Source organism: uncultured Gimesia sp. (genome assembly GCF_963976445.1).
Taxonomy (GTDB): domain Bacteria; phylum Planctomycetota; class Planctomycetia; order Planctomycetales; family Planctomycetaceae; genus Gimesia.
The window spans coordinates 51,590-72,715 of the sequence record NZ_CAXBKP010000013.1 but is presented as its reverse complement, the minus strand read 5'-3'; the positions used below and the strand labels follow the sequence as shown (position 1 = coordinate 72,715).

Sequence of the window (21,126 nt, the reverse complement as noted above, 5' to 3'; positions counted from 1 at the left end):
GGTACAGCAGATCAATTGGTTTCCGGTGGTTTTTCGGGAATGCCTGGTTGGTCGGGCAGCGATTCTTCCGGCTTGGTTTCTGTTGTCGCATGCTCATCCTCAAGAGTTGAGGTTTGTGTCGTTGGCTCAGGTGGTGCAATCTGCACTTTAAAACCAGCCAGCTTGCGATCACCCAACAGCCGTTTTCCCAGTTCTTCCCGCAGCAGTTCATCAGTCACTCTCTGCTGGGGAGGTACCAGCACACCACATGAAAGACAGAACTGAAATGCCTGATCGACTGTGATATTCAAGTCAACAACTTCACCTTTGGGGACGCTCATGGTATAGCCGGTTACCGGCATCGGAGAGGTGGGAATCAGGATTGCTACCAGCGGTTCACCCGCTGTGACGGTCATCTCCAGCATACTGTCTCCGGTCACAAATCCCAGCGACCAGATTCCCCGCCGGGGATACTCTACTGCGACGACACGACTGTAATCGACGGTCCGCTCACTGAAGAAAAAGTCGGTCACCTGTTTCACAGACGAATACACGTTACTCACAACCGGCAAACGCGCCAGCACTCCCTGTTCGAATTTAATCACCATCCACGAACCGATCCGTGCCGTCACGAAACGTCCCAGAAAATACAATGCCACAATCGTTAACGCGACTGCCACTGCACTTAAATGAAACAGACTCTTGAACCAGCGGGTCGTCGCTAGTTCCATATACAGGCCCATCGCCGTCGTGGGCATGTCAGAGGCGCGTATCCGTTTGGCAACTTCGCGATAATCCGCATAAGGTACCGCTCGATCTCCAAACGGGACCCAGGCATATGGAATGATATTATTGCGGTTCGTTCCCAAAGAACCGGCCTTTTTTTCTATCGCTTCAACCTTAGTGACATGCGATTTACTGATCAGGTAATCGTCACGGCAATATTCCAGCGGCGGCAGTTTATTCAGCTCCACGAAATCATCCCGCGGTTCCGAAGCATCGGTAAAGTAAGCGATACAATACCGCACGGTGGTGGTGGTGGGGGCAATGATATAATTGTTCACAATACCCGCGACCCAGATCACGATCACCAGCGTCAGAATGGGAGGCAGGCTGATGGCCAAGCCTCTCAGAAAAAAACGGTGGGTGGTGCCGATGGCTTTTTTCTCCGTTTTAGTGTCTGGTTTCTCATCCGGAGGGGGAGTTGTACTCGAATCCATCGAAGTACTTGCCTTGTCTATTGTATCCACAAAAACGGCGACCGTTTTCCGTGGAGATCCTATATTGTTAAGTTACAAACCAGGTGCTCTGGCAACCACAGCAACATTGATTTCAGCAGCACCTGCATCAAGCAAAACACGCGTCGCAGCATTGGCAGTTGACCCGGTCGTCATGACATCGTCAACCAGTAAAATAGTCTGACCGACCACCCGCTTACGTCTGCGTATGGCAAATGCGTCTCGCAGATTTTTTCTCCTGTTTGATGGCGTCAAACTGGTCTGTGCGGGAGTTCGTTTTCGTTTGGCGAGTATATTCCCGGAGTATTTTGCTTGCAAGCGGCCAGACAGGGCCTCTGCGATGATACTGGCCGGATTGTGCGTACGGTGCAGACGCGATGTCCAGTGTAAGGGAACCGGAATAATCAGACTGGATGCTAGTTTCTCGAAGATTTCCGCATTCCGATGGAAAAGCAGACCCCCCAGATCCCCTCCCAGATAAGCACCATGGTTTTGTTTCAATTTTAATATGATTTCGCGTAACGGACCCTGATATTTTCCTAATGCGATCGCACGCTTAAACAAAAAACGTTCCGTTTTGCAATAACTGCAGCCGTCAGAGGTGTCCAGATGAGGACCGACGGGAGCACCGCACCGGTCACACGCCTGATCTACTGTGGGAGCAATTCGCTCGATTTGAACGCCACAATTCGTACCGGAACAAATCCGGGCTAGACCGCACAGTGAGCAGCGGGGAGGGTACACAAAGCTCCTTCCCTTTTTCAGCCAGTCTGTGGACAACTGTGGAATCCCCAAATATTTCATGATTTCACTAAAGTCACCTCTAGGATCACGGCTTAATTTCGGTATCCTCACATACTATATCAGAGATCTCAGGAAATACAGACCCAATGTACAGGCCTGGGTCGTTTTCTTAAAACAACTTGAGTTTGTCAGGAAATGTCATTGGGAGCCAAACACTCAGAAGTCGTCATCATCGGAGGTGGGTTGGCCGGATTGACTTGTGCCGTGACTCTCGCGGACAGAGGAATCCCCATTACTCTGCTTGAGTCGCGTCCCCGACTGGGAGGCAGAGCCAGCTCCTTTGAAGACAAACAGTCACAGCACCTGATCGATAACTGCCAGCATGTCAGCATGGGCTGCTGTCACGAGTTCAATCGCTTTTGTGAAACACTCGGCATCGCCGACTCTTTCCACAGAGAAAAACAACTTTATTTCGTCGGCCCCAGAAAGCCCGGCTCCGATCTGGCTGATCAGCCATTCAAAATCAATCGCTTTGCCGCGAATCGACTACTGCCAGCGCCCCTGCATTTACTGCCAGCATTTGGTGGTCTCTCTTACCTGTCCTGGCAGGAGAAACTCGGCTTGGCCCGGGGACTGAAACAATTGGCCCTGACTACCGTCGACGAACAGAATGAGCCCACCATCGCCGCCTGGCTCGCCGCGCAGGGGCAAACTCAAAACACCATTGATCGCTTCTGGAATGTCGTCCTCGTCAGCGCGTTAAGCGAAAGTCTCGACCGCATCAGCCTCTCGCACGCACGTAAGGTATTCGTCGACGGTTTTCTTAGAGCCCGTAACAATTGGCAAGTGCTGATTCCCACCGTGCCTCTGGAACAATTGTACGGCGAAAGCATACTCAAACGGTTACAAGAGCAAGATGCGATCGTCTATCTGCAAACCGGTGTGAGTCGTGTCGAGATCGCAGACAACCAAGTCACCAGAATCCAGTTACGAAACGGAAAAAATATTGACTGCCAACGGGCTGTAATCGCAGTACCACATCAGCGGGTCCTGGAATTGCTTCCGGAATCATTCCAGGGGCGCGAAGCATTAACCAGTATCGAGCAGCTCGAAGCGGCTCCCATCACCAGCGTCCATCTCTGGTTTGATCGTGAGATCACCGACCTCCCGCATGCTGTCTTCGTTGACTGCCTGTCGCAGTGGATGTTTAACCGCACTCGCATCATGCAGCAGCCTGCAGAAACAGGATTTTATTACCAGATCGTGATCTCCGCCAGTCACAATCTCACCGGCAAAGCCAGACAGGGACGCACGCAGGCAGACATCATCGACACCGTCACCGAAGAGCTGAGCCGCATCTGGCCCGAGACAAAACAGGCCCAGCTCACACACAGTCGTATGGTCACCGAGCACCAGGCCGTCTTTTCCGTGAAGCCGGGCGTCGAACAGCTAAGACCATCACAACGAACCGAAGTAGCAGGCTTATACCTCGCCGGAGACTGGACTTCTACCGGCTGGCCTGCCACGATGGAAGGGGCCGTCCGGAGTGGATTACAGGCGGCTGAGTTTCTGCTGGAAGATCTGGGACAGCCGGAATCGTTATTATTACCTCCCGAGAAAACCAGTATTCTATCCAAAATTCTTTTCAGACTGTAAACTCACACGCATGTTTTTTCAGATCTCCGCAGCCATGAATCAGACAAAGCAGCAAAAGCAGTCGATTGCGCAGTTTCTTCGCATCGTCTTTCTGCTGGTCGGGTTTACGATATTTGGAACAGTCGGAATTCGGGTGATCGAAGGGGCTTCCTGGTTAAACAGTCTGTATATGATTGTGATCACGGCGACAACCGTCGGTTATGAAGACCCCGTTTCCCTGACGGATAACGGCAAAATCTTTATCATTTTCTACCTCATGTTTGGTTTGGGGATTTTCACCTACAGTGTCTCACAACTCGGTCAGTGGATCGTTCGTCAACAAATGAGTTCAATCCTGGAGAAACGACGAATGCAGAAATCAATCTCAAATTTAGACAGCCATTACATTGTGTGTGGCATCGGTCGTATGGGGGAATCCATCTGTGAATACCTCCACGAACGCGAAAAACCATTCGTCGTAATCGACAGTAACGAAGAACGCTTGCAACTCGTCTGCGAAAATAAAAATTGGTTATATATTCACGGCGATGCCACCGATGATTTCGTGCTGCAAAGTGCTGGTATCGAGAAAGCGAAATCCCTGGCTGCCGCCTTGCCCAGCGACCCCGATAATGTCTACGTCGTCCTCACCGCACGCATGCTGAACCCCGAATTCCAGATCATCGCCCGCGCCAGCGATGACAAAGCCGGAGAAAAAATCAAACATGCAGGCGCCAACCGCATCGTCAGCCCGTTTCGCAGCGGTGCCGTCAAAATCGCGCGTTTCATGATTCACCCTGCCGTCGAGGATTTCGTCGAAGTCGCCAGTAAACATATCGGCGGCTTTCAGGTTGCTGACCTCCAGATCAATGAAGCCAATCCGTACTGCGGTAAAAAATTAAGTGAAACCGATTTCAGTACCAAAGGCATCATGATCGTCGGCATCTGCAAACCCGAACAGGAACCACAAATGCCGCCCCCCAGTTCATCGATCCTTAACGCCGGCGACAGCATCTTCGCCCTCGGCTCTTCCAATGCCGTCAATCAACTCATGGAAGAATTCAACGAATTCGAAGAAGTCTCTGCATAACACAATTAAGCCCAAAAGCAATTTGCCTTGACAGCAACGAGTATCTTCAAATTTCCTGATACTACTTAAAATACAGGGTTTCTTCTCCTCTTGACGCACTCAAGTCTCTCTCTAAACTGCGGAGTCAGCGTCGCGCGCGTGAGCAACAGTGGTTTATGCACTGGTAACAGGCCCCCTGTGAATCCGCTCCTCATAAAAGCCCCTGGTTTGAAACCGATTTTTCCAACGTTGTGTCCGGTAGTTCCAACTGAGCACCAAGCTTCAAACGACTTCAAGACGCTTTCATTGGATATCACTTGGCTATTACAGAACATGAGAGGCATATCATTAGCGGTTCCCGCAAGAAGAATAACGATCCCCGATTGACGCCCTCTCGCCACCTACGATAATCGCCCTCATCAAAGAAACACAAAGAACAAACCCCAATAGACAAACGAAACATACCAGTTCACTCCTCCATGAAAATCAAATAAAACCAGCGCAGCGTTATATAAACTGCCGTGTGACACCGCCCGGCTCGTCCGGCCATGCAAAGCGATTTACCGTTCCTGTCGGAAGTGCGAAAACCAACTCAGTATTATATAAAACCGCAATCAACGCCCACAGATGAAAATTCGTCACCAATTTAACATCAACTCTGTTATTTTTTGAAAGAAAAGGGTACCCCCGAATGCAATTCGGGCCGCGCGTAACAAGTAGGAAAATGATAGTGAAATTGAACGAGGGGGTCTCAAGATAGCATTCGGTAAACAGTCTTCACTCAAATGGAAAGAGAGAGTGGAAGAGATGCATCCGCCTGATACCACGCGCACTGTCGGACCAGCCGACAGAGACTTCCTCATGGATGGCACACGGAGAGCAGGAAGTTGTAAAACACACGAACGATTTGTTGCAGAGAAACCGTTTTGTAGGGGTGAGTCTATGTGCTCGCCCGCGGTATCGAAGTAGTTTGTGTGATCATCTCTGAAGCATTTCTTCCGGTTCCATCTCAAGAGTAATACAGAATCGAAACCCGTCAGGCGGGCAGGCACATAGGCCAGACCCTACGCTTACATGATTCGTTTTGTTGTTATGAATTCGCCTGTGAAATCTGCCACATCCTGTTGTCGGCGGCAATCCCGGATTCCATCCGGGACCACCCCATCCTCTTTTTCTGAAAGAAAAACCGTTCGTGTTGTTTCGTGCCTTTCGTGGTAGAAAAAATCATGTGTGAACCAAGACCACTCCCACACTGCTACCATAAGCCACGCTCCCAAATCACGAATCCCGTTTTTTGAGCTCCTGTTTGATCACGCGGGCAGATTCTTTTCCCTGGGCGGTGGCACCGGTGGCGTTGAAGTGAACGTTGCCCGGTTTGGTCCACCATTCTTTGTGATGCGGCTTCGTGAAGCCGTAAAGGTCGTTAACGCCAATTTCGGGGTGGTCTTTGAGCACTTTCAACGCGGCCGCGTTATACTTTGCGGCGTCGCCGGCAACGCGCCCTGCCTCACCTTCCGGCACGGGAGTGGTCGTCGCGAAGATTAATTTGGCCTTCGGTGCCAGTTCTTTAAGGTAAGCGATCATCGCACGCAGGTTCTTTTCGTAGTCTTCAAGAGAAATCGCCTGCTTGCCATTCACTCGGTCCAGTTTGCGTCCCTTCACGTATTTCAGATCGTGCAGACCCACGTTGAAATGAATTACGTCCCAGTCAAAGTCCCAGTGTCCTTTGAGGTCTTTGTCCCGCATTGCGTCGTGCATGGTTTGCATTTTTTTGATGAACGATGAAGAATCGCCGCCGTTGCAATACAGGCGATAGACGTTGGCTTTTCCCTTGAGCGCATCGCGGGTGGCATCGGTGTAGGCGATGGAAATCGAATCGCCATACAGGAAGACGTTCGGCAGTTGAGAATTGTTTTCGACAAACTGAAATGCGGGACGTTTATTTAAACGAGGCGAGCGGACCAGCTTTTGCCAGGCGTCTTCTGCCTGCTGCTCTGCAAACACAGAGTGAGACAACGTAGAGTGAGTCAACGTGATGAGACAAATCGCGAATAGCGGAATCAGTTTGAACGGCTTCATGGTGTCTCTTCTTTATAAAAGGAATCAGCGGTAACATAATGATATGGCAACAATGAGGGCCTGCTCCCATTTTGGGGTAAATAGATCCTGAACAGCAAGTTGATTCTCTCAGGTTTCTGAAAAATCAACGCATCTGAGGAATGCTGCAATTCGACGTTGTTTTGTGTTGGGTCCAGAATGGGAACTCAATAGAATAGACGCACTGACTAATTTCATTTGCTGATTTCTGAGGGAGTGCTCACATGAGGGTTTACTGTCTGTTTTGTCTAATGCTGGTATCTGCCTCTCTCCTGTCAGGCTGTGAAAAGCCAGACACCCAAACGCCTGCCACTGCGGTCGAACAGGGAGAAGAAGCGGCGGTTTCAACGAAATCGGATTCTGAACTCCCCCTGGCTGGGATGGGAATTATGGTCGGAGAAGCCACTCCCGATAGTGCGCTGGTCCAGGTGCGACTGACAGAGACCGACAAACTGGTCGACCGTGATGTCAAAGGCATGCCGGGGATTGTCAAATTCACACTGTCGCCGGTTTCATCAGAAAAATCTGAGGCTGTCAAAGATAGCCCACAAGTCGTACAAGCGGCCGCCGATCACGATTTTATCGCACGGGCTGCCTTTACTGGCTTAAAACCCGGAACCAAATATGAGTGCAAAACCGAAGTGGGAACAACCGCAGAACAGTTGCACGCCGGCCCCACAGCTCACTTTGAAACGTTACCCGGACCGACACTGGCCGAACCGGTTGATTTTGTCGTCGTGACCGGTATGAACTATGCCAAGTTTCATGGTGATCAACGCATCGATCAAAAACAGCATTTAGAAGAGAACAATACAAAGCTGCCACAGGCTTATTCCGGCCCCGATAAACATCTGGGTTATCCCGCGCTGGAAACGATTCTGAAACTGAAACCAAACTTCTTCATCGGCACCGGGGATAACGTTTATTATGACACACCCGATAAGCCTCGCGCGAAAACGATTCCAGAAATGCATCGGAAATGGCACGAGCAATTTATTCAGCCACGTTTTCGTGACCTGTTTGCAGCCGTTCCGACTTACTGGGAAATCGATGACCACGATTATCGCATCGATGATGGTGATAACACGGGCGATCATCATCCCACACCCGAAGAGGGCCGTCGGATGATGTTGGAACAACTGCCGGTCGCACCGATGGACGACAAGGATGCCAAAACGTATCGTACCCATCGGGTGAGCAAAGAACTACAAATCTGGCTTCCGGAAAACCGCATGTACCGCAGTCCCAATGCGATGGAAGACGGCCCGGGAAAAACGATCTGGGGTAAGGAACAGAACGCGTGGTTAAAGAAAACACTGAATGCGAGTGACGCGTCATTCAAGATACTCGTCTCGCCGACACCGATGATTGGCCCCGACGATTTACGCAAGACCGACAATCACTGTGATATCGGCGGATTCCGGCATGAGCGCGATGAGTTCTTCAAGTGGCTCAAAGAGAACGGCCTGGATCAGCAGAACTTCTTCATCGTCTGTGGCGATCGACACTGGCAATATCATGCCGTTGATCCGAGTGGATTCGAAGAGTTCTCCTGCGGCGCGCTGGTCGATGCCAATTCGCGTTTAGGCCGCAAACCCGGCGATCCGAAATCGACCGATCCCAAAGGGCTGATCAAGCAACCCTATTATCAGGATCCGCGTTCCGGTGGTTTTCTGCAGGTGAAAGTGACACCGGCCGACAAACAGCAGCCGGCGACACTTTCGTTTCTGTTCTATGATGAGAAGGGCAAGCTGCTCTATCAGCATGACATTCCCCCGCAGCAGAAATAGTGACGACTATTCTTTGAAGTTAGTATCAGCGGTTTTCAAATCGAGTGGTTTGATCCAGACGTTGCGGTAGCGTACGTCGTGACCTTCGCACTGAAGTTTGATTCCGCCAGGAGTGTCGGTGATGCCGAACCCGTTATCATTGCCACCATCGAGACCGGAATTTGGGCCGCCCCAGACCTTGTTGATGCTTACGTTTTCGTGGACTTTTTTGCCGTTGAAATACACCGTGACCAATGGCTTTTCAACAAGCTTCCCGTCTTTGAAGCGGGCGGCGCGGAAGGTGATATCGTAGGCGTTCCATTTTCCTGTGCCGTTGTATGCATGGTACGGCGATTCGGTTTTGTTGATGACAGCGCCCATCCCGTGCTTGGTTTTGTCGCCATCAAGAATTTGAATTTCATAGCGGTTCTGCAGATACACGCCGCTGTTTCCGCCGGGTTTCATCACCAGAAATTCGACGTGCAACCGGAAGTCACGATATTTCTGTTTGGTCACAATGTCGGCTGTTCCGTACTTTCCACCTACGGCCGCTGGGTCATCGGACATGATCACGGTGCCAGCATCAATCGGATCTTCGACGACCTTCCACTTGATAGGAAGCGATGAACTGAAGCGGGGACCTTTCCAGTAGGTCCACTGATCATCGAGTTTCTTCCGGCTTCCATCCAGCAGAACTCTGGCATCCGTGGGTGGCTTGGCAGAGACGCCGACTTCTGCCCGTGCAGTTAAGCCGAACGCGGTGAGTATCAAAAGTGTACACAGACTGGTAACGAGTGGAGTGATGCGCATGGTGGTTCCTTCTGGTTAACGGTTATAGCGAATCTGCATTATCTGCTATTTCTGGTACGAGAACAATTGATCCAAATTGGCAGACAAAAACAAACTGCATGTATGGCCATGTTGCTATTTTAATAGGCACGCAGTGAAGCGCACGATGGCAAGAATAAATCACTTTTGAAAATTTCTATAAATAGTGGGCTACTGATCGTGGTTTCACACAATGAAGTCAGCAGATAGATTCCGGTCTCAATTTTTGAAATTCGACTTTAAAAATCATCTTCCTGCATTCTGAAGTCAATGGCACTACGTTTAGTTGAGATGAACGCAAGGATAGATTTTAGTTAGTTTGTTCTGACAGGTGTTGTTGCCGAGACTCAACGCGGTTGAATCAATTGGTATGGGATTAGCATAGATAAAACTATCGAGTTCATTCGGCACACTGATGAGGTTCAGTTGTTTATCTGTTGATTTCCGATGACATCAACTGGAACGGACAGGAGAAGCGAGCCGCGTCTGGTTTGTATAACACTGACGAGAGTCAGCCATTCCACGAGAACGGTTTGTTCGCTTCCCTCCTCACCTCTTTACAGTTTTTTCGCTGAAGGCACTGTCCTCTTGATTTTATTGTTTTATTTTTTGAAGGAAATTCCATGTTTAGCAGGCACGCTTTACACAAACGTGGTTTCACACTGATTGAATTATTAGTCGTGATTGCCATCATCGCAATTTTAATTGCATTGTTATTACCGGCGGTTCAGCAGGCACGCGAAGCGGCTCGCAGAAGCACGTGTAAAAATCATCTGAAGCAAATTGGTTTGGCAATGCATAATTATCATGATACGTTTTTACGCTTCCCGATTGGTGAGCAGGCCGGACGAATTCGTCCCAACTGGCGTGCGCCGATCCTGCCCTATCTGGATCAGGCTCCCGCTTACAACCTGATGAACTTTGATATCGGTACCACCGTAGGCGGCTTCATGTCTCAGAATAGTGGCGGCTCCTATGGTTACGGTTCAGGAACTGGTACGAATGAAGTTTTAAAGACGTTACGCGTTCCCGTGTATAACTGCCCGTCCAGCCCACATTCCAACGTTTCAAACGACAATGGAATGAATAACTACGATCAGGGGCAGACCATGGATTATGTCGGGATTGCAGGATCCACTCCAGACCCCGCAGGACGAACCAATGTCTGTTCTGTCGCTGGCGCTGGATATGGTAACGGCACTTATTGTAACAATGGTTTGCTGGCACCCAATGATTGTTTTCGTATGCGTGATGTAAAAGATGGAACGTCCAACACGGTCATCGTGTCCGAGCAGTCTGGACAGGTAAATGGGAAAGATGCCCGGTCGAATTACTACGGAGGTTGGAATGGAATGGGGACGGCGTCTAAAATGCCGTCACTCGGATCTGGTTCGAACTGGGGGTCCGGCACAACAACAGTCATGTATTCCATCAATAGTTTCTGGGAGTCGGGTGCTCCAACAGAAGCCAGTGCCCCTTATGGTGCCAATACGATTATTGGCTCGTACCATACCGGCGGCACCCATGTACTGTTAACAGATGGCGCCGTACGGTTTGTCTCTGAGAATGTTGACTTCGGTACACTGGCAAATCTCTGTTCCAGGAATGACGGTGAAGTACTCGGTGAGTTTTAAGATCTCACCTGAGCAAACAGCTTAAATATTGATAGTACGCGAAGACCCCGTCGATTTACAGACGGGGTCTTTACTGCTTCGCGATCCTCCAGCTATAGATCTATTTTGGATGTACTCTAATGATGTTGATACCAATTTCTTTTGACAGATATTTCTTGTTTTTAACCCTGATCTGCTCGAGCACATTTCTATCAGGCTGTGGTGGCGGCGCTTCTGATGAAGCGAAACAACGCGCAGATATCACAGTCACCGTGACTCATGCAGGGGCCCCCGTGACCGATGCAGAACTCCGGCTGATGATGATCGGCAAAGGCGAAGGAGCCATGGGCATCTTAAATGAGTCAGGACAGGTTCAGCTTTCTGATGTAGTGCTCGGCAACTACGCAGTTGTAGTCGCGCCTCCTGAAGGGACTCCTGACAACCCCGCTCCGAAAAAGGAGTACCCGAATATCCCGCAGCAGTATCGCAGCCTGAATGACAGCCCGCTCAAAGCGGACGTCAAAACAGACAGCAATGAATTTACCTTTGAGCTGAAATAATTGCTTCAGAAAGCTTAGTGATGAAATCCCGATCCGCCCGTTTGCGGGCTGTGATCGGGGCGAGCTGCGAAATAATCGATCGCCTTCTGTAAGTCACCGAGCAGCATGTCAGCCATGTCGCGTGTGAATCCTTCTTTGCAGACGCACCGCAGGACGGCAAGGTCTTCCCGGTTTTTCGGGAACGTGTAGGCCGGAACCAGCCAGCCGCGTTCGCGAACCTTATCGGAAATATCAAACACGCTGAAATTGGCTTTGTCGTTTGTGGTGAATGCAAACACGGGAATGTCGCTGCCGTCAGAGATCAGATCGAACGGCCCCAGTTCGGCAATGCCAGCTGAAAGATATAACGCCACATCCTGCGAAGTCTGATGAATTTCGCGATAACCTTCATGACCGAGTCGCAGGAAATTGAAATACTGCGCCACCACTTGATTGCCGGGCCGTGAAAAGTTCAACGCAAAATTAGGCAGATCGCCGCCCAGATAGTTGCAGTGAAAAATCAGTTCCTCGGGAAGCTCTGTTTTGTCGCGCCAGATGACCCAGCCTACACCGGGATAAACTAATCCATATTTATGCCCCGAGGTGTTAATCGATTTCACCAGAGGCAGCCGAAAGTCCCACTCGATTTCCGGTTGTAAAAACGGTGCTACGAAACCACCACTGGCGGCGTCGACGTGAATGGGAACTTCCCAGCCGGTTTTCGCGTTGAGTTCCACGAGTGCATCATTGACTTCTTTCACGTTTTCATAGCGGCCGTCAAACGTGCTACCCATGATGGCCACGACGCCAATCGTATTTTCGTCGACTAGCTTCACCGCTTCTTCTGCGGTCAGACAGTAGCGATCCCCTTCCATCGGGACGAAGCGAGGTTCAATTTCCCAGTAGCGGCAGAATTTTTCCCAGCAGACCTGCACATTGATGCCCATCACCATATTGGGTTTATCAGCGGGCTTCCCTTGTGCTTCCCGGCGTTGGCGCCATTTCCATTTCAGTGCCATCCCACCCAGCATGGCGGCTTCGCTGGAACCAATGGTCGAACAGCCGACCGAGTTCTTTTCGGAAGGCGAATGCCAGAGATCTGCCAGCATATTTGTACAACGCAGTTCAATTTCTGCGGTCTGCGGGTACTCATCCTTGTCGATCATGTTCTTGTCGAACGTTTCCGACATCAGCTGCTTTGCTTCGTCTTCCATCCAGGTGGTGACGAAGGTTGCCAGGTTCAGCCGCGAGTTCCCGTCTAAGATCAGTTCATCGCGAATCAGGTTATAGGCGACTTTGGGGGGCAGCCCCTCTTTAGGCATCAGGTATTTGGGAATCGGTTCCCGGATATAGCGACCGCCGTATGCGGGGGTGATAACAGAATCGAGATCCTCATCATTCAAATTTTTTTGGCCGTGTAGCATGAACTGTTCCCTCCTGGATGATCAAAACGGTAAAGAATGAGTGTACCGCTATGGTAATGACTGGCGCAGGGATTTGAATGAAGATGACGTCAAGGATCGCTTTTTCTGAAAACTTTCTCGTTATGTCGTGCAACCGACAGCGCATTGTCCAATGATATCGAGCTTATCGTCATTCAAATAACAATACCGATTGACCCACACACCGTCAGGACTGATGTCGGTCGCCACTTGCATCCGGGTGCGAAAATCTTCAGTCGGGCCATATCCATGCGCAAGTGCATAAATGGGCATCGGCCGGGCCAGCTTGCGTGCTGCGGCAATTTTTCGTTCCTGAGCATGCGGTCCCGTTAAATGTGGTTCATCCGGGCCGGGGTAAGTGATGTCAGCCAACCGCGCCGGTGGTTCGGAATCGGCGATGTCGAGAAACTTAAACAGCGCACGGACCAGTAACGATTCGGAGATGCCAGGATTGGCGGCCAGGAGTTGATCGCCGTAAGACCGCAGAATCATCGACCAGTGCATACCATACAGTTTGACGCTGACTGAATTGCAGTACTTCGCAGCGAGTGAGTAATTCATTCCAGAAATGATTGACCAGGGAGGCGGAAATGCACTGGGGGCTAGTTCGATTTCGGGTTTTCCTGTTTCGCCCATCGTCTGGCGAAACCCTGCCAGCAGCTCTTTGGAAAGCTGTGCTTTCATCAACAGCATGGCGGAAACTCCCGGATAATGGTCATTCAACCAGACGGTGAAATTCGCAGCCTGATTTTCTTCCGAAAGCCAGTTTTCCAGATCAAAGTTGGTCAGGCCCCCATTCAGTTTTTGATATAAGGACTGTGCGTCAGACCGCATTTGGTCAAAGCGGTATCCCAGCCGGTCGGCTGCTGCTTTGGCATGATCGCTGAAATCAAAAAAAGCGGAATCGAGAAAATAAGGCGGGTATTCCGGCCAGTCAAAACGAATTCCGTCGATCTCGGGATAATGCTGGAGCAGATCCCGAATGAAAGCGTGTTGATATTGAATGATGTGCGGGCTGGCCAGGCTACCGTTATTCGCGACACGTTTGCGCGGCAGGGAACCATCGGGCAAACGGGGAATATCATCTTCGACCGGCCCACCAAACTGCACACGGTATCCAGGAGGGATTGCCGCCTGCACCTGGAAGTAGACTTCGAGGTCTCGGTCATGGGCCGCCTGGATGAAATCAGCGACGACATGCCCTGCATCGCGAGTGAGATCATCGGGTTTTGCCGGCTGGTAGCGCAAACCGTCATACAGTGATTCATCGGGAACAAAACTGGGTGAGGTCTTGACCCATAGCTCGCGTTTGTTTTGCCAGAGAGGACGATCCAGCAGGCGGACTTTTCCAGCACCGGCATCGGCCGGCGGTTCACGCACTCCGGTTTGTTCGTCGGCCAGTTGCATCACATAAGGCGAGGTTGCAACCGCGGTGACTCCCGCGCGTTGCATGAGATTGTCGAGCACTGCTTCGACTCCCTCATACTGCAGGTATTCCGGTAAGACAGTGACGCCGATTTGTCTCTGCTGGCTCATGATCCCCTCGCATTGATGCAGAATGTAAGTTCAGTTACTTATATCTTATCGGCTGGGGAGAAATGATCTCCACCCTTGCGAGGCGATTTTTTTTGACTTTAAGGAGAGCCGGGTAACTTATCGCAGAGTGCAACTAAAATGAATGTAGCAATAGGCCCCAGTATCAGGGATAGCAGAAACCAGTTCAATCCACTCCGGTTTTTACCCTGTGCCAGACCTGCGTTGATTAAAGCCAGAGAGCCCCAACCGACCAGGTATCCGGGCTCTTGTGGAATCTGAGCAGCAAACAACATACGTGTCACTCCTGATGAAGGATTGAATAGTCTTTCACCGCAAGACAGTCGGAAACCGTGTGGTTACTGTAATTTAAACAGAGACCACAACGGTTTCGTTCAATCATCTGACAGGTCACTCAATGATGATATCGTTGACAGTACCGCCACTGGGAATCATTGGCAGCACATGTTCCTGATACGTACAGATCACGTCCAGCAGATAAGGACCGTCTGATGCCAGCATCTCTGCCAGCGCTGCCGGGAAATCAGCTTTCGAGCGAACCTGCTTAGCCTGCAGACCAAAACCTTTGGCGATCGAGACGAAGTCGGGATAGGTTTCTATGCCATGCGAACCATCGCCTTTGCCTTCTGCTTCGGGGTGATCCACGGGGCCAAGATAGGTGTGTCCACGTCGCCCATCCATGAAACGGTCTTCCCACTGGACTACCATGCCCAAATGCTGGTTATTCAGCAGCAGAATTTTGACCGGCAGTTTTTCCGTGTGGAGCGTGGCCATTTCCTGCACGTTCATCAGCATGGAGCCGTCACCATCGATGTCGACAACCAGTGAATCTGGGAATTGCGCCTGAACGCCCATCGCTGCGGGCAGACCAAAGCCCATTGTTCCCAGTCCGGAACTGCTGAGCCAGTGGCGTGGTTTGTTGAATTTATAGAACTGGGCCGCCCACATCTGGTGCTGACCAACGCCTACAGTGATGTAGGGATCTTTCTCTTTGGTCTGATTCCAGAGTTCGTGAATCGCGTATTGCTGTGAGAGTACGTCTCCCAGATCTGGATATTTCAGCGGGTATTTTTTCTTCCACGCGTTGACCTGGATCAACCAGTCGTCAACTTGAGGCAGGTCATCATCGGTGATGGCTTCGTTCAACCCTTGCAGAACATTTTTCAGGTCCGCGTTGATTGGGATGTGGGCTTCCTTATTTTTCTGTAATTCGGAAGGATCGATATCAACGTGCACGATCTTGCCGTGTTTGGCGAACTCTTCCAGCTTCCCAGTCACACGGTCATCAAACCGCACGCCGAAGGCCAGCAGCAGGTCGGCTTCATTGACAGCATAGTTAGCGTAAACCGTACCATGCATGCCCAGCATGTCGAGGCACAAGGGATCATCGCCGGGGAAGACTCCCAGTCCCATTACCGTCGTGGTAACCGGGATGTTTGTGCGATGTGCAAACTTGATCAACTCTTCAGAAGCGTCGGAAATGATCGCACCGCCACCGACATACAGGATCGGTTTTTTGGAGCGTTTGATGGCTGCCAGAATCTGACGAATCTGCTCAGGAGCCGCTTTCCGCAGTTCGGGACGGTAACCGGGCAGATAGGTTTCGGGATCGTAATCTGGTTCTGCATCGAGTGTGGCCAATTGACAGTCTTTAGGGAAGTCAATCAGAACCGGGCCGGGGCGTCCGGTGTTCGCAATGAAAAAAGCTTCCTTTACAATGCGAGCGACATCTTTGACGTCTGTCACCATGTAATGGTGTTTGGTGATCGCCCGGGAAATTTCGACCATCGGTGTTTCCTGGAACGCATCGCTGCCGATCACGGCCTGAGGCACCTGTCCGGTAATCGCCACCATGGGGATGCTGTCCAGCTTAGCGTCTGCCAGCGCGGTCACGAGATTGGTTGCACCGGGACCACTGGTCGCCATGCAGACTCCGACATCACCCGTAGTGCGGGCAATTCCCTGAGCGGCGAAACCGCCACCTTGTTCGTGACGAGGGAGCAGAGTCCGAATCTCGTCTTTATATTTAATCAATGCCTGATGCAGGGGCATGCTACAACCGCCAGGATAAGCAAAGATCGTCTTCACGCCCTGCCGCACCAATGCCTGAACCAGAATCTCAGCGCCATTGATTGTCGTAGTTTGCGTCTCTTTTTCGTTGGCAGTGGCCACTGTTTCACCCTTCTGTTTCGATGATCTCTAAGGTCTCAAATAATTCGTTTCAAATGATCAACCAGCGCGATTCCGTTGCGGAACCCGACTTCATTTTTGATCAACAATTCCCGTTTACCAAAACGGTCCAACATGTAGACGCACCTCGTACGCCCGATGTTCGTTCTGGAAATTCAAGAACCGATTTGCGGTTAATTCTATCTTCTCTCCAGGACAATAACGAGTCATTTCCTGCTCAGAATCCAATTTTCGTGCAGAGAGATTCGCGTTAGTTGCCTTCTCGCAATGGGTTACAGGGTCTGTTTCGGTTGCATCAATTGGGCCACTGTTCTGCCTGGACAGATTCATGAGCACCAACACGCTTCACCTTTTATGGTCAATGTTGATTCCTAAGTCCTTATTTTTAAGTAGGTTGTGTCGTATTTGTCTTTGCGAATTCACTTGAAGTGACCATTCTGCCAGGAAAGGTTTGCGAGAGTGATTTCTGATTGGTATGATATATAAGCGAGTATTTAAATGAATTTGTTTACGCAGTGCTGCCGACCTCTATTAAAGAGACGCTGAATCGCGAATGAATTCGAATCCCTCCACAATCAATCCTTCCCTTAATGTAGCGAGTCGAGGTGTTGAGCATGAGTCGTCCCACAAACTCGATCCAAGTCACTCAATCACGACGTTCATTCCTCCAGGCAGGATTTCTCACTCTGGGAGGTCTGGGATTAAGCGATTTACTCCGCCTGAGAGCGGCCGCCGCTTCATCAGCGAAAACCACTCCAGATACCTCGGTGATCCTCATCTGGCTGCAAGGCGGACCCAGTCATATGGAAACCTACGATATGAAACCGAATGCACCGGTGGAATATCGGGGAGAATTTAATCCGATTCATACCAACGTTCCGGGTATGGATATCTGCGAAATGCTGCCGTTGCATGCGAAGGTGGCAGACCGGTTCTCTATCATCCGTTCCATCTCACACGGCTTTGCCAATCATGCCGGCGGTGCAGGCCGGTTTCTTTCTGGCCGTGATCCACTCAGACCACTGGAACCGATTTCTCAGTTTCCTACAATCGGTCCCATCGTTTCAAAAATGCGAGACCACGTAAATAATGGGCTACCGAATTATATCGGAAATCAACCGCGTGTGTATGGCGGCGGAAGTTCCTATCTAGGCGAGTCGGCTTTACCGTTCGTCGTCGGTTCCGACCCGAATCTTCCCAGTTTTCGGGTTCCCAATATCACCATCGATGACAAACTCAAGGAACGTCTTGATGACCGGGTGGCGCTATTAACGTCATTCGACCAGATGCGCCGCGACCTCGATCAGAACGGTTCGTTAAAGTCGATTGATAAATTCAACACGCGTGCTCTGGAAATGCTGACCAGTGATCGAGCCCGCAATGCGTTTGATATCTCGCAGGAAAGTGATACCACCCGCGACAAATATGGCCGTCACAAATGGGGCCAACGTGCTCTGCTGGCCCGCCGACTTGTTGAAGCGGGCAGTAGCTTTGTCACGATGCAGATGCAGAACCCGGGCATACCAGGCTGTGCCGGCAACTGGGACATTCACGCGGTGAATGGTCACCTGTATGACGACATGCGAGGCCGCCTGCCGATCTTTGACCGCGCCGTTTCAGCACTGATCGAAGACATCTACGAACGGGGCTTGGATAAAAAAGTGATGGTGATTGTCACCGGCGAATTTGGACGCACGCCGCGCATCAACCCACAAAAGGGAACCCGTTCTAAAACCATGCAACCCGGCCGTGACCATTGGCCCGGCTCGATGTCGGTTCTGGTTTCCGGCGGCGGCATGAACATGGGACAAGTCATCGGTTCTACTACATCGAACGGCGCATACGCCAAAGATAACAAACTGGATCCGAACGATCTGCTCTCCACCGTCTATCGGTTCCTGGGCATTGATCAGGAACACGCCTTCCTCGACCACAGCGGCCGCCCGATGCCAATTCTTCCTACAGGAAAACCGATCCCCGAACTCGGTTGAAACTGGCGCTAACGGGGGGCTGATCTGTCAGAGTGAAGAGGTTATTTGTTGCCGGAGAGAGAACGTGCAATCCGTTTCGCTTCGTCCATGGTTTTGATGCCTGTGATCATAACCTCGGCACCCATCGGCGCGCGAATGATGGGGGCCATGATGACTTCTCCGTCGACGACTACCGCCAGTGGTTTATTCAAATGCTCTCGACTCGCTTTGCTGAGGATTGCTTCTCCCTCCTTATTCAACTTCATGGTGATGAGGGGTAACTGATCCCGGTCCAGTTCTACCTTGGCTTCCAGGAAGTTCTCATTGAACAAGATTGGTTTGGTGGGCAGCCAGATCGATCTACCGATTGATTCCACGGTGCGTTCCTGCAGTCCCTCCCCAGGGCTGGTTTCTGCCAGATAAAATTCCACTTGAACTTCTGGTTGTGACTGACTCTGCAGAATTTCAGATCCGCCAGCATAATCATCGCTGGGGTTTCCTGGAGGAGAATATATATTCCACCTGGTAGATAGCAGAAGGGATCGAGGTGCACAATTAATGCCCAGCCCCCGTAAACCAGAATCAGCAGCACGCTGAAAAAAACGGCATTCCACCAGGATCGTGAAGCATTGACAAACTTCTCAAAAGCGTTTGGTTCATTACGTCGGATGCCGCGCAGGCTTGAGAGGTATTTACGTAGTGACCAGGCCAGCAGCAGAAATGCCGTTGCGCGAAATAAGTGGCCAAAGACTTCCAGTCGGCCGATGCGGGAATCGATCAGGAGAACCCCCGGTTCGACTTCACCGCGAACCTGATATAGAAACAGAAGCGTTGACAGAACAAACCCCAGGATCAGAAAAAAATACACGATGTATGCAACTGGTAACGACTGTATCAGGGGAGCCAGCATGTGCTTTGGTTCCGAAGAAACAGGCGTTGTGTCAGTAGGCGGTTCCGGGGCAGTCATCAGCATCGCTCCGATTGGATCTGAAGGGAAAGTGAAGTGAATTGTCGAATTCATCCTACCTGTTCAAAGAAGTACTGTCTATTGCAGGTCCCTGCGGACGGGCGAACCAGCAATATCCCGACATTCAACCGGGTGGTCGCAGATGAAATCCGTGATTGTCGCAGACAACAGGAAACTGTCAGAGAAACCAACTGAATTTCGAACTGTTCCCAACCCCGAACATCATCGGGTATGAAACTACCCTCCGGGTGCCCCTGTCGGCTTGCCCGACAGGGGCGGGACAGCGCTGATGTAAGTCGATATCATTCGCAATATTCCAGAGAAATGACACGCTAATTTCGACTATGCTTTTACAAACCGCACGCAATAAATCGGCGGCAGATTCGTCGAGATCGACTGCCACAGATCGCCGCCGTCTTCGGAAATCCAGAGGTTGCCAGTCGTCGATCCGACGGCGAGACAATTGCCGGTTTCATCGATATCAAGCGCATGTCGATACACAATGTCATAGCTCTGCTCACCGGGTAGACCGTTGGTCAGCACTTCGGAAGTCGCGCCGCCATCGGTTGTGCGGGCGACGACAAACTTCCCATTGACGGGAACGCGGCACTCATCTTTGACGCCGGGAACAAACCAGGCGGTCTCCGGCTGCCTGGGATGCACGGCGACGGCGAAGCCAAACTTGGCAGGTTGAATGCCGGTCACTTCCTGCCACGAATTGGCGCCGTCGGTGGTGCGGAACACGCCGTTATGATGCTGCACCCAATAAGTTTCGGGGTGAGACGGCGACTGCACCATCCGATGGCCATCCTGAATATTGGGGCTATGAGCCTCATCGGGGGGCATGTATTCTGCATACATGCCGTCTGCCTTACAGGACCAACTTTCCCCGTCATTGTCTGTCACCCACACGCCGCCACAGGAAATCGCGACTGCCACATGTTGGCTGTTTTCCGGATGCACGCAGATCGAATGAATGCCAGGATCATCTTTGCCACCACCAAACCATTCTTGGCGTTCGGGCAGATCCCATAACGATTCCACCAACTGCCATGATGTGCCACGATTATCAGAACGAAACAGGCCGCCGGGAATTGTACCACACCAGAGCCGTCCCGGTTGATCGGCGCCGCCGGCTTCGAGAGACCAGATTTCACTCAGGCTGGCCGGCTTCGGTTCGCTGTCCGGGGAAAAGGGGTCCGCCCCTTTCGTAGACCCTTCCGGATAAACAGGCACGGCACACTCTTCCCAGTTCTCTCCCGCATCAGTACTGCGATGCAGCTTCACACCAAAGTGACCATGGTTCAACGCGGCGTACGTTGTACCATCCCGCGAATCATGTAACACCATTGAGACGTTCTCACCCACGAAATCATGCCGACTGATGTTCCAGCCATTCGAACTTCGATCAATTCGGAACAGGCCTTTACGCGTCGCGATGTGAACCGGAGAACTCATACCAGGCACCTTTCAATCTGGTTGCAGTTGTATC

General features: G+C 51.1%; 16 protein-coding genes. 6 read left to right on the top strand and 10 right to left on the bottom strand.

From position 1 onward, the window contains the following. Positions 1 to 11: 11 nt before the first annotated feature. Both AAC022_RS15520 and AAC022_RS15515 read right to left on the bottom strand, forming a co-directional pair. Positions 12 to 1,199 (bottom strand): DUF502 domain-containing protein, encoded by a 1,188-nt coding sequence (locus AAC022_RS15520; RefSeq protein WP_339732363.1) that lies wholly within the window; start codon positions 1,197 to 1,199, stop codon positions 12 to 14. A 72-nt stretch (positions 1,200 to 1,271) separates the two neighbouring features. After that, positions 1,272 to 1,961 carry a ComF family protein gene (locus tag AAC022_RS15515; protein WP_339732362.1) on the bottom strand — a complete coding sequence of 230 codons (690 nt, stop codon included), beginning with the start codon at positions 1,959 to 1,961 and terminating at the stop codon, positions 1,272 to 1,274. A gap of 201 nt (positions 1,962 to 2,162) precedes the next feature. Between AAC022_RS15515 and hpnE the strand changes: the two genes are divergently transcribed. Together hpnE and AAC022_RS15505 are read left to right on the top strand one after the other, a co-directional pair. Continuing rightward, on the top strand, positions 2,163 to 3,617 hold the full coding sequence (hpnE, locus tag AAC022_RS15510; RefSeq protein WP_339732361.1) for a hydroxysqualene dehydroxylase HpnE: 1,455 nt from the start codon (positions 2,163 to 2,165) through the stop codon (positions 3,615 to 3,617). 34 nt (positions 3,618 to 3,651) lie between these two features. Next, positions 3,652 to 4,686, top strand: coding sequence for an NAD-binding protein (locus AAC022_RS15505; RefSeq protein ID WP_339732359.1), 1,035 nt, complete (start codon positions 3,652 to 3,654; stop codon positions 4,684 to 4,686). Positions 4,687 to 5,943: 1,257 nt separating this feature from the next. On the opposite strand, the gene AAC022_RS15500 is transcribed toward AAC022_RS15505, so the two are convergent. Next, positions 5,944 to 6,744, bottom strand: coding sequence for an SGNH/GDSL hydrolase family protein (locus AAC022_RS15500; RefSeq protein ID WP_339732358.1), 801 nt, complete (start codon positions 6,742 to 6,744; stop codon positions 5,944 to 5,946). A gap of 242 nt (positions 6,745 to 6,986) precedes the next feature. On the opposite strand from AAC022_RS15500, the gene AAC022_RS15495 reads away from it, so the two are divergent. After that, positions 6,987 to 8,552, top strand: a complete 1,566-nt coding sequence (locus tag AAC022_RS15495; protein ID WP_339732357.1) for an alkaline phosphatase D family protein — start codon at positions 6,987 to 6,989, stop codon at positions 8,550 to 8,552. Between the two features lie 6 nt (positions 8,553 to 8,558). On the opposite strand, the gene AAC022_RS15490 is transcribed toward AAC022_RS15495, so the two are convergent. Further along, positions 8,559 to 9,341 carry a DUF1080 domain-containing protein gene (locus AAC022_RS15490; RefSeq protein WP_339732355.1) on the bottom strand — a complete coding sequence of 261 codons (783 nt, stop codon included), beginning with the start codon at positions 9,339 to 9,341 and terminating at the stop codon, positions 8,559 to 8,561. A 641-nt stretch (positions 9,342 to 9,982) separates the two neighbouring features. Between AAC022_RS15490 and AAC022_RS15485 the strand changes: the two genes are divergently transcribed. Beyond that, the gene (locus AAC022_RS15485) at positions 9,983 to 10,993 is read left to right on the top strand and encodes a DUF1559 domain-containing protein (RefSeq protein WP_339732354.1); all 1,011 of its coding nucleotides are present in this window, start codon (positions 9,983 to 9,985) and stop codon (positions 10,991 to 10,993) included. A gap of 155 nt (positions 10,994 to 11,148) precedes the next feature. Beyond that, positions 11,149 to 11,532, top strand: coding sequence for a hypothetical protein (locus tag AAC022_RS15480; protein ID WP_339732352.1), 384 nt, complete (start codon positions 11,149 to 11,151; stop codon positions 11,530 to 11,532). A gap of 14 nt (positions 11,533 to 11,546) precedes the next feature. Here AAC022_RS15480 and AAC022_RS15475 read toward each other — a convergent pair whose 3' ends face one another. The 4 genes from AAC022_RS15475 to ilvB form a co-directional block, all read right to left on the bottom strand. Continuing rightward, positions 11,547 to 12,935 (bottom strand): glutamate decarboxylase, encoded by a 1,389-nt coding sequence (locus AAC022_RS15475; RefSeq protein WP_339732350.1) that lies wholly within the window; start codon positions 12,933 to 12,935, stop codon positions 11,547 to 11,549. A gap of 120 nt (positions 12,936 to 13,055) precedes the next feature. After that, positions 13,056 to 14,489, bottom strand: a complete 1,434-nt coding sequence (locus AAC022_RS15470; RefSeq protein WP_339732348.1) for a hypothetical protein — start codon at positions 14,487 to 14,489, stop codon at positions 13,056 to 13,058. A 98-nt stretch (positions 14,490 to 14,587) separates the two neighbouring features. Further along, positions 14,588 to 14,782 (bottom strand): hypothetical protein, encoded by a 195-nt coding sequence (locus tag AAC022_RS15465; protein ID WP_339732345.1) that lies wholly within the window; start codon positions 14,780 to 14,782, stop codon positions 14,588 to 14,590. Positions 14,783 to 14,897: 115 nt separating this feature from the next. Beyond that, the gene (ilvB, locus tag AAC022_RS15460; protein ID WP_339732343.1) at positions 14,898 to 16,679 is read right to left on the bottom strand and encodes a biosynthetic-type acetolactate synthase large subunit; all 1,782 of its coding nucleotides are present in this window, start codon (positions 16,677 to 16,679) and stop codon (positions 14,898 to 14,900) included. 632 nt (positions 16,680 to 17,311) lie between these two features. Between ilvB and AAC022_RS15455 the strand changes: the two genes are divergently transcribed. Continuing rightward, positions 17,312 to 18,688, top strand: coding sequence for a DUF1501 domain-containing protein (locus tag AAC022_RS15455; protein ID WP_339732340.1), 1,377 nt, complete (start codon positions 17,312 to 17,314; stop codon positions 18,686 to 18,688). Positions 18,689 to 18,729: 41 nt separating this feature from the next. On the opposite strand, the gene AAC022_RS15450 is transcribed toward AAC022_RS15455, so the two are convergent. Both AAC022_RS15450 and AAC022_RS15445 read right to left on the bottom strand, forming a co-directional pair. Beyond that, a complete protein-coding gene (locus AAC022_RS15450; RefSeq protein ID WP_339732338.1) occupies positions 18,730 to 19,098 on the bottom strand; it encodes a hypothetical protein in 369 nt (122 codons plus the stop codon). Between the two features lie 878 nt (positions 19,099 to 19,976). Then, positions 19,977 to 21,092, bottom strand: a complete 1,116-nt coding sequence (locus AAC022_RS15445) for an exo-alpha-sialidase (RefSeq protein ID WP_339732336.1) — start codon at positions 21,090 to 21,092, stop codon at positions 19,977 to 19,979. Positions 21,093 to 21,126 lie beyond the last annotated feature (34 nt).

Excerpts from the sequence above, each read along its gene's own strand:
- AAC022_RS15520 (WP_339732363.1), bottom strand. The coding sequence starts at position 1,199 with ATGGATTCGAGTACAACTCCCCCTCCGGATGAGAAACCAGACACTAAA.
- AAC022_RS15505 (WP_339732359.1), top strand. The coding sequence starts at position 3,652 with ATGAATCAGACAAAGCAGCAAAAGCAGTCGATTGCGCAGTTTCTTCGC.
- AAC022_RS15500 (WP_339732358.1), bottom strand. The coding sequence starts at position 6,744 with ATGAAGCCGTTCAAACTGATTCCGCTATTCGCGATTTGTCTCATCACG.
- AAC022_RS15495 (WP_339732357.1), top strand. The coding sequence starts at position 6,987 with ATGAGGGTTTACTGTCTGTTTTGTCTAATGCTGGTATCTGCCTCTCTC.
- AAC022_RS15490 (WP_339732355.1), bottom strand. The coding sequence starts at position 9,341 with ATGCGCATCACTCCACTCGTTACCAGTCTGTGTACACTTTTGATACTC.
- AAC022_RS15485 (WP_339732354.1), top strand. The coding sequence starts at position 9,983 with ATGTTTAGCAGGCACGCTTTACACAAACGTGGTTTCACACTGATTGAA.
- AAC022_RS15475 (WP_339732350.1), bottom strand. The coding sequence starts at position 12,935 with ATGCTACACGGCCAAAAAAATTTGAATGATGAGGATCTCGATTCTGTT.
- AAC022_RS15470 (WP_339732348.1), bottom strand. The coding sequence starts at position 14,489 with ATGAGCCAGCAGAGACAAATCGGCGTCACTGTCTTACCGGAATACCTG.
- AAC022_RS15465 (WP_339732345.1), bottom strand. The coding sequence starts at position 14,782 with ATGTTGTTTGCTGCTCAGATTCCACAAGAGCCCGGATACCTGGTCGGT.
- AAC022_RS15455 (WP_339732340.1), top strand. The coding sequence starts at position 17,312 with ATGAGTCGTCCCACAAACTCGATCCAAGTCACTCAATCACGACGTTCA.
- AAC022_RS15445 (WP_339732336.1), bottom strand. The coding sequence starts at position 21,092 with ATGAGTTCTCCGGTTCACATCGCGACGCGTAAAGGCCTGTTCCGAATT.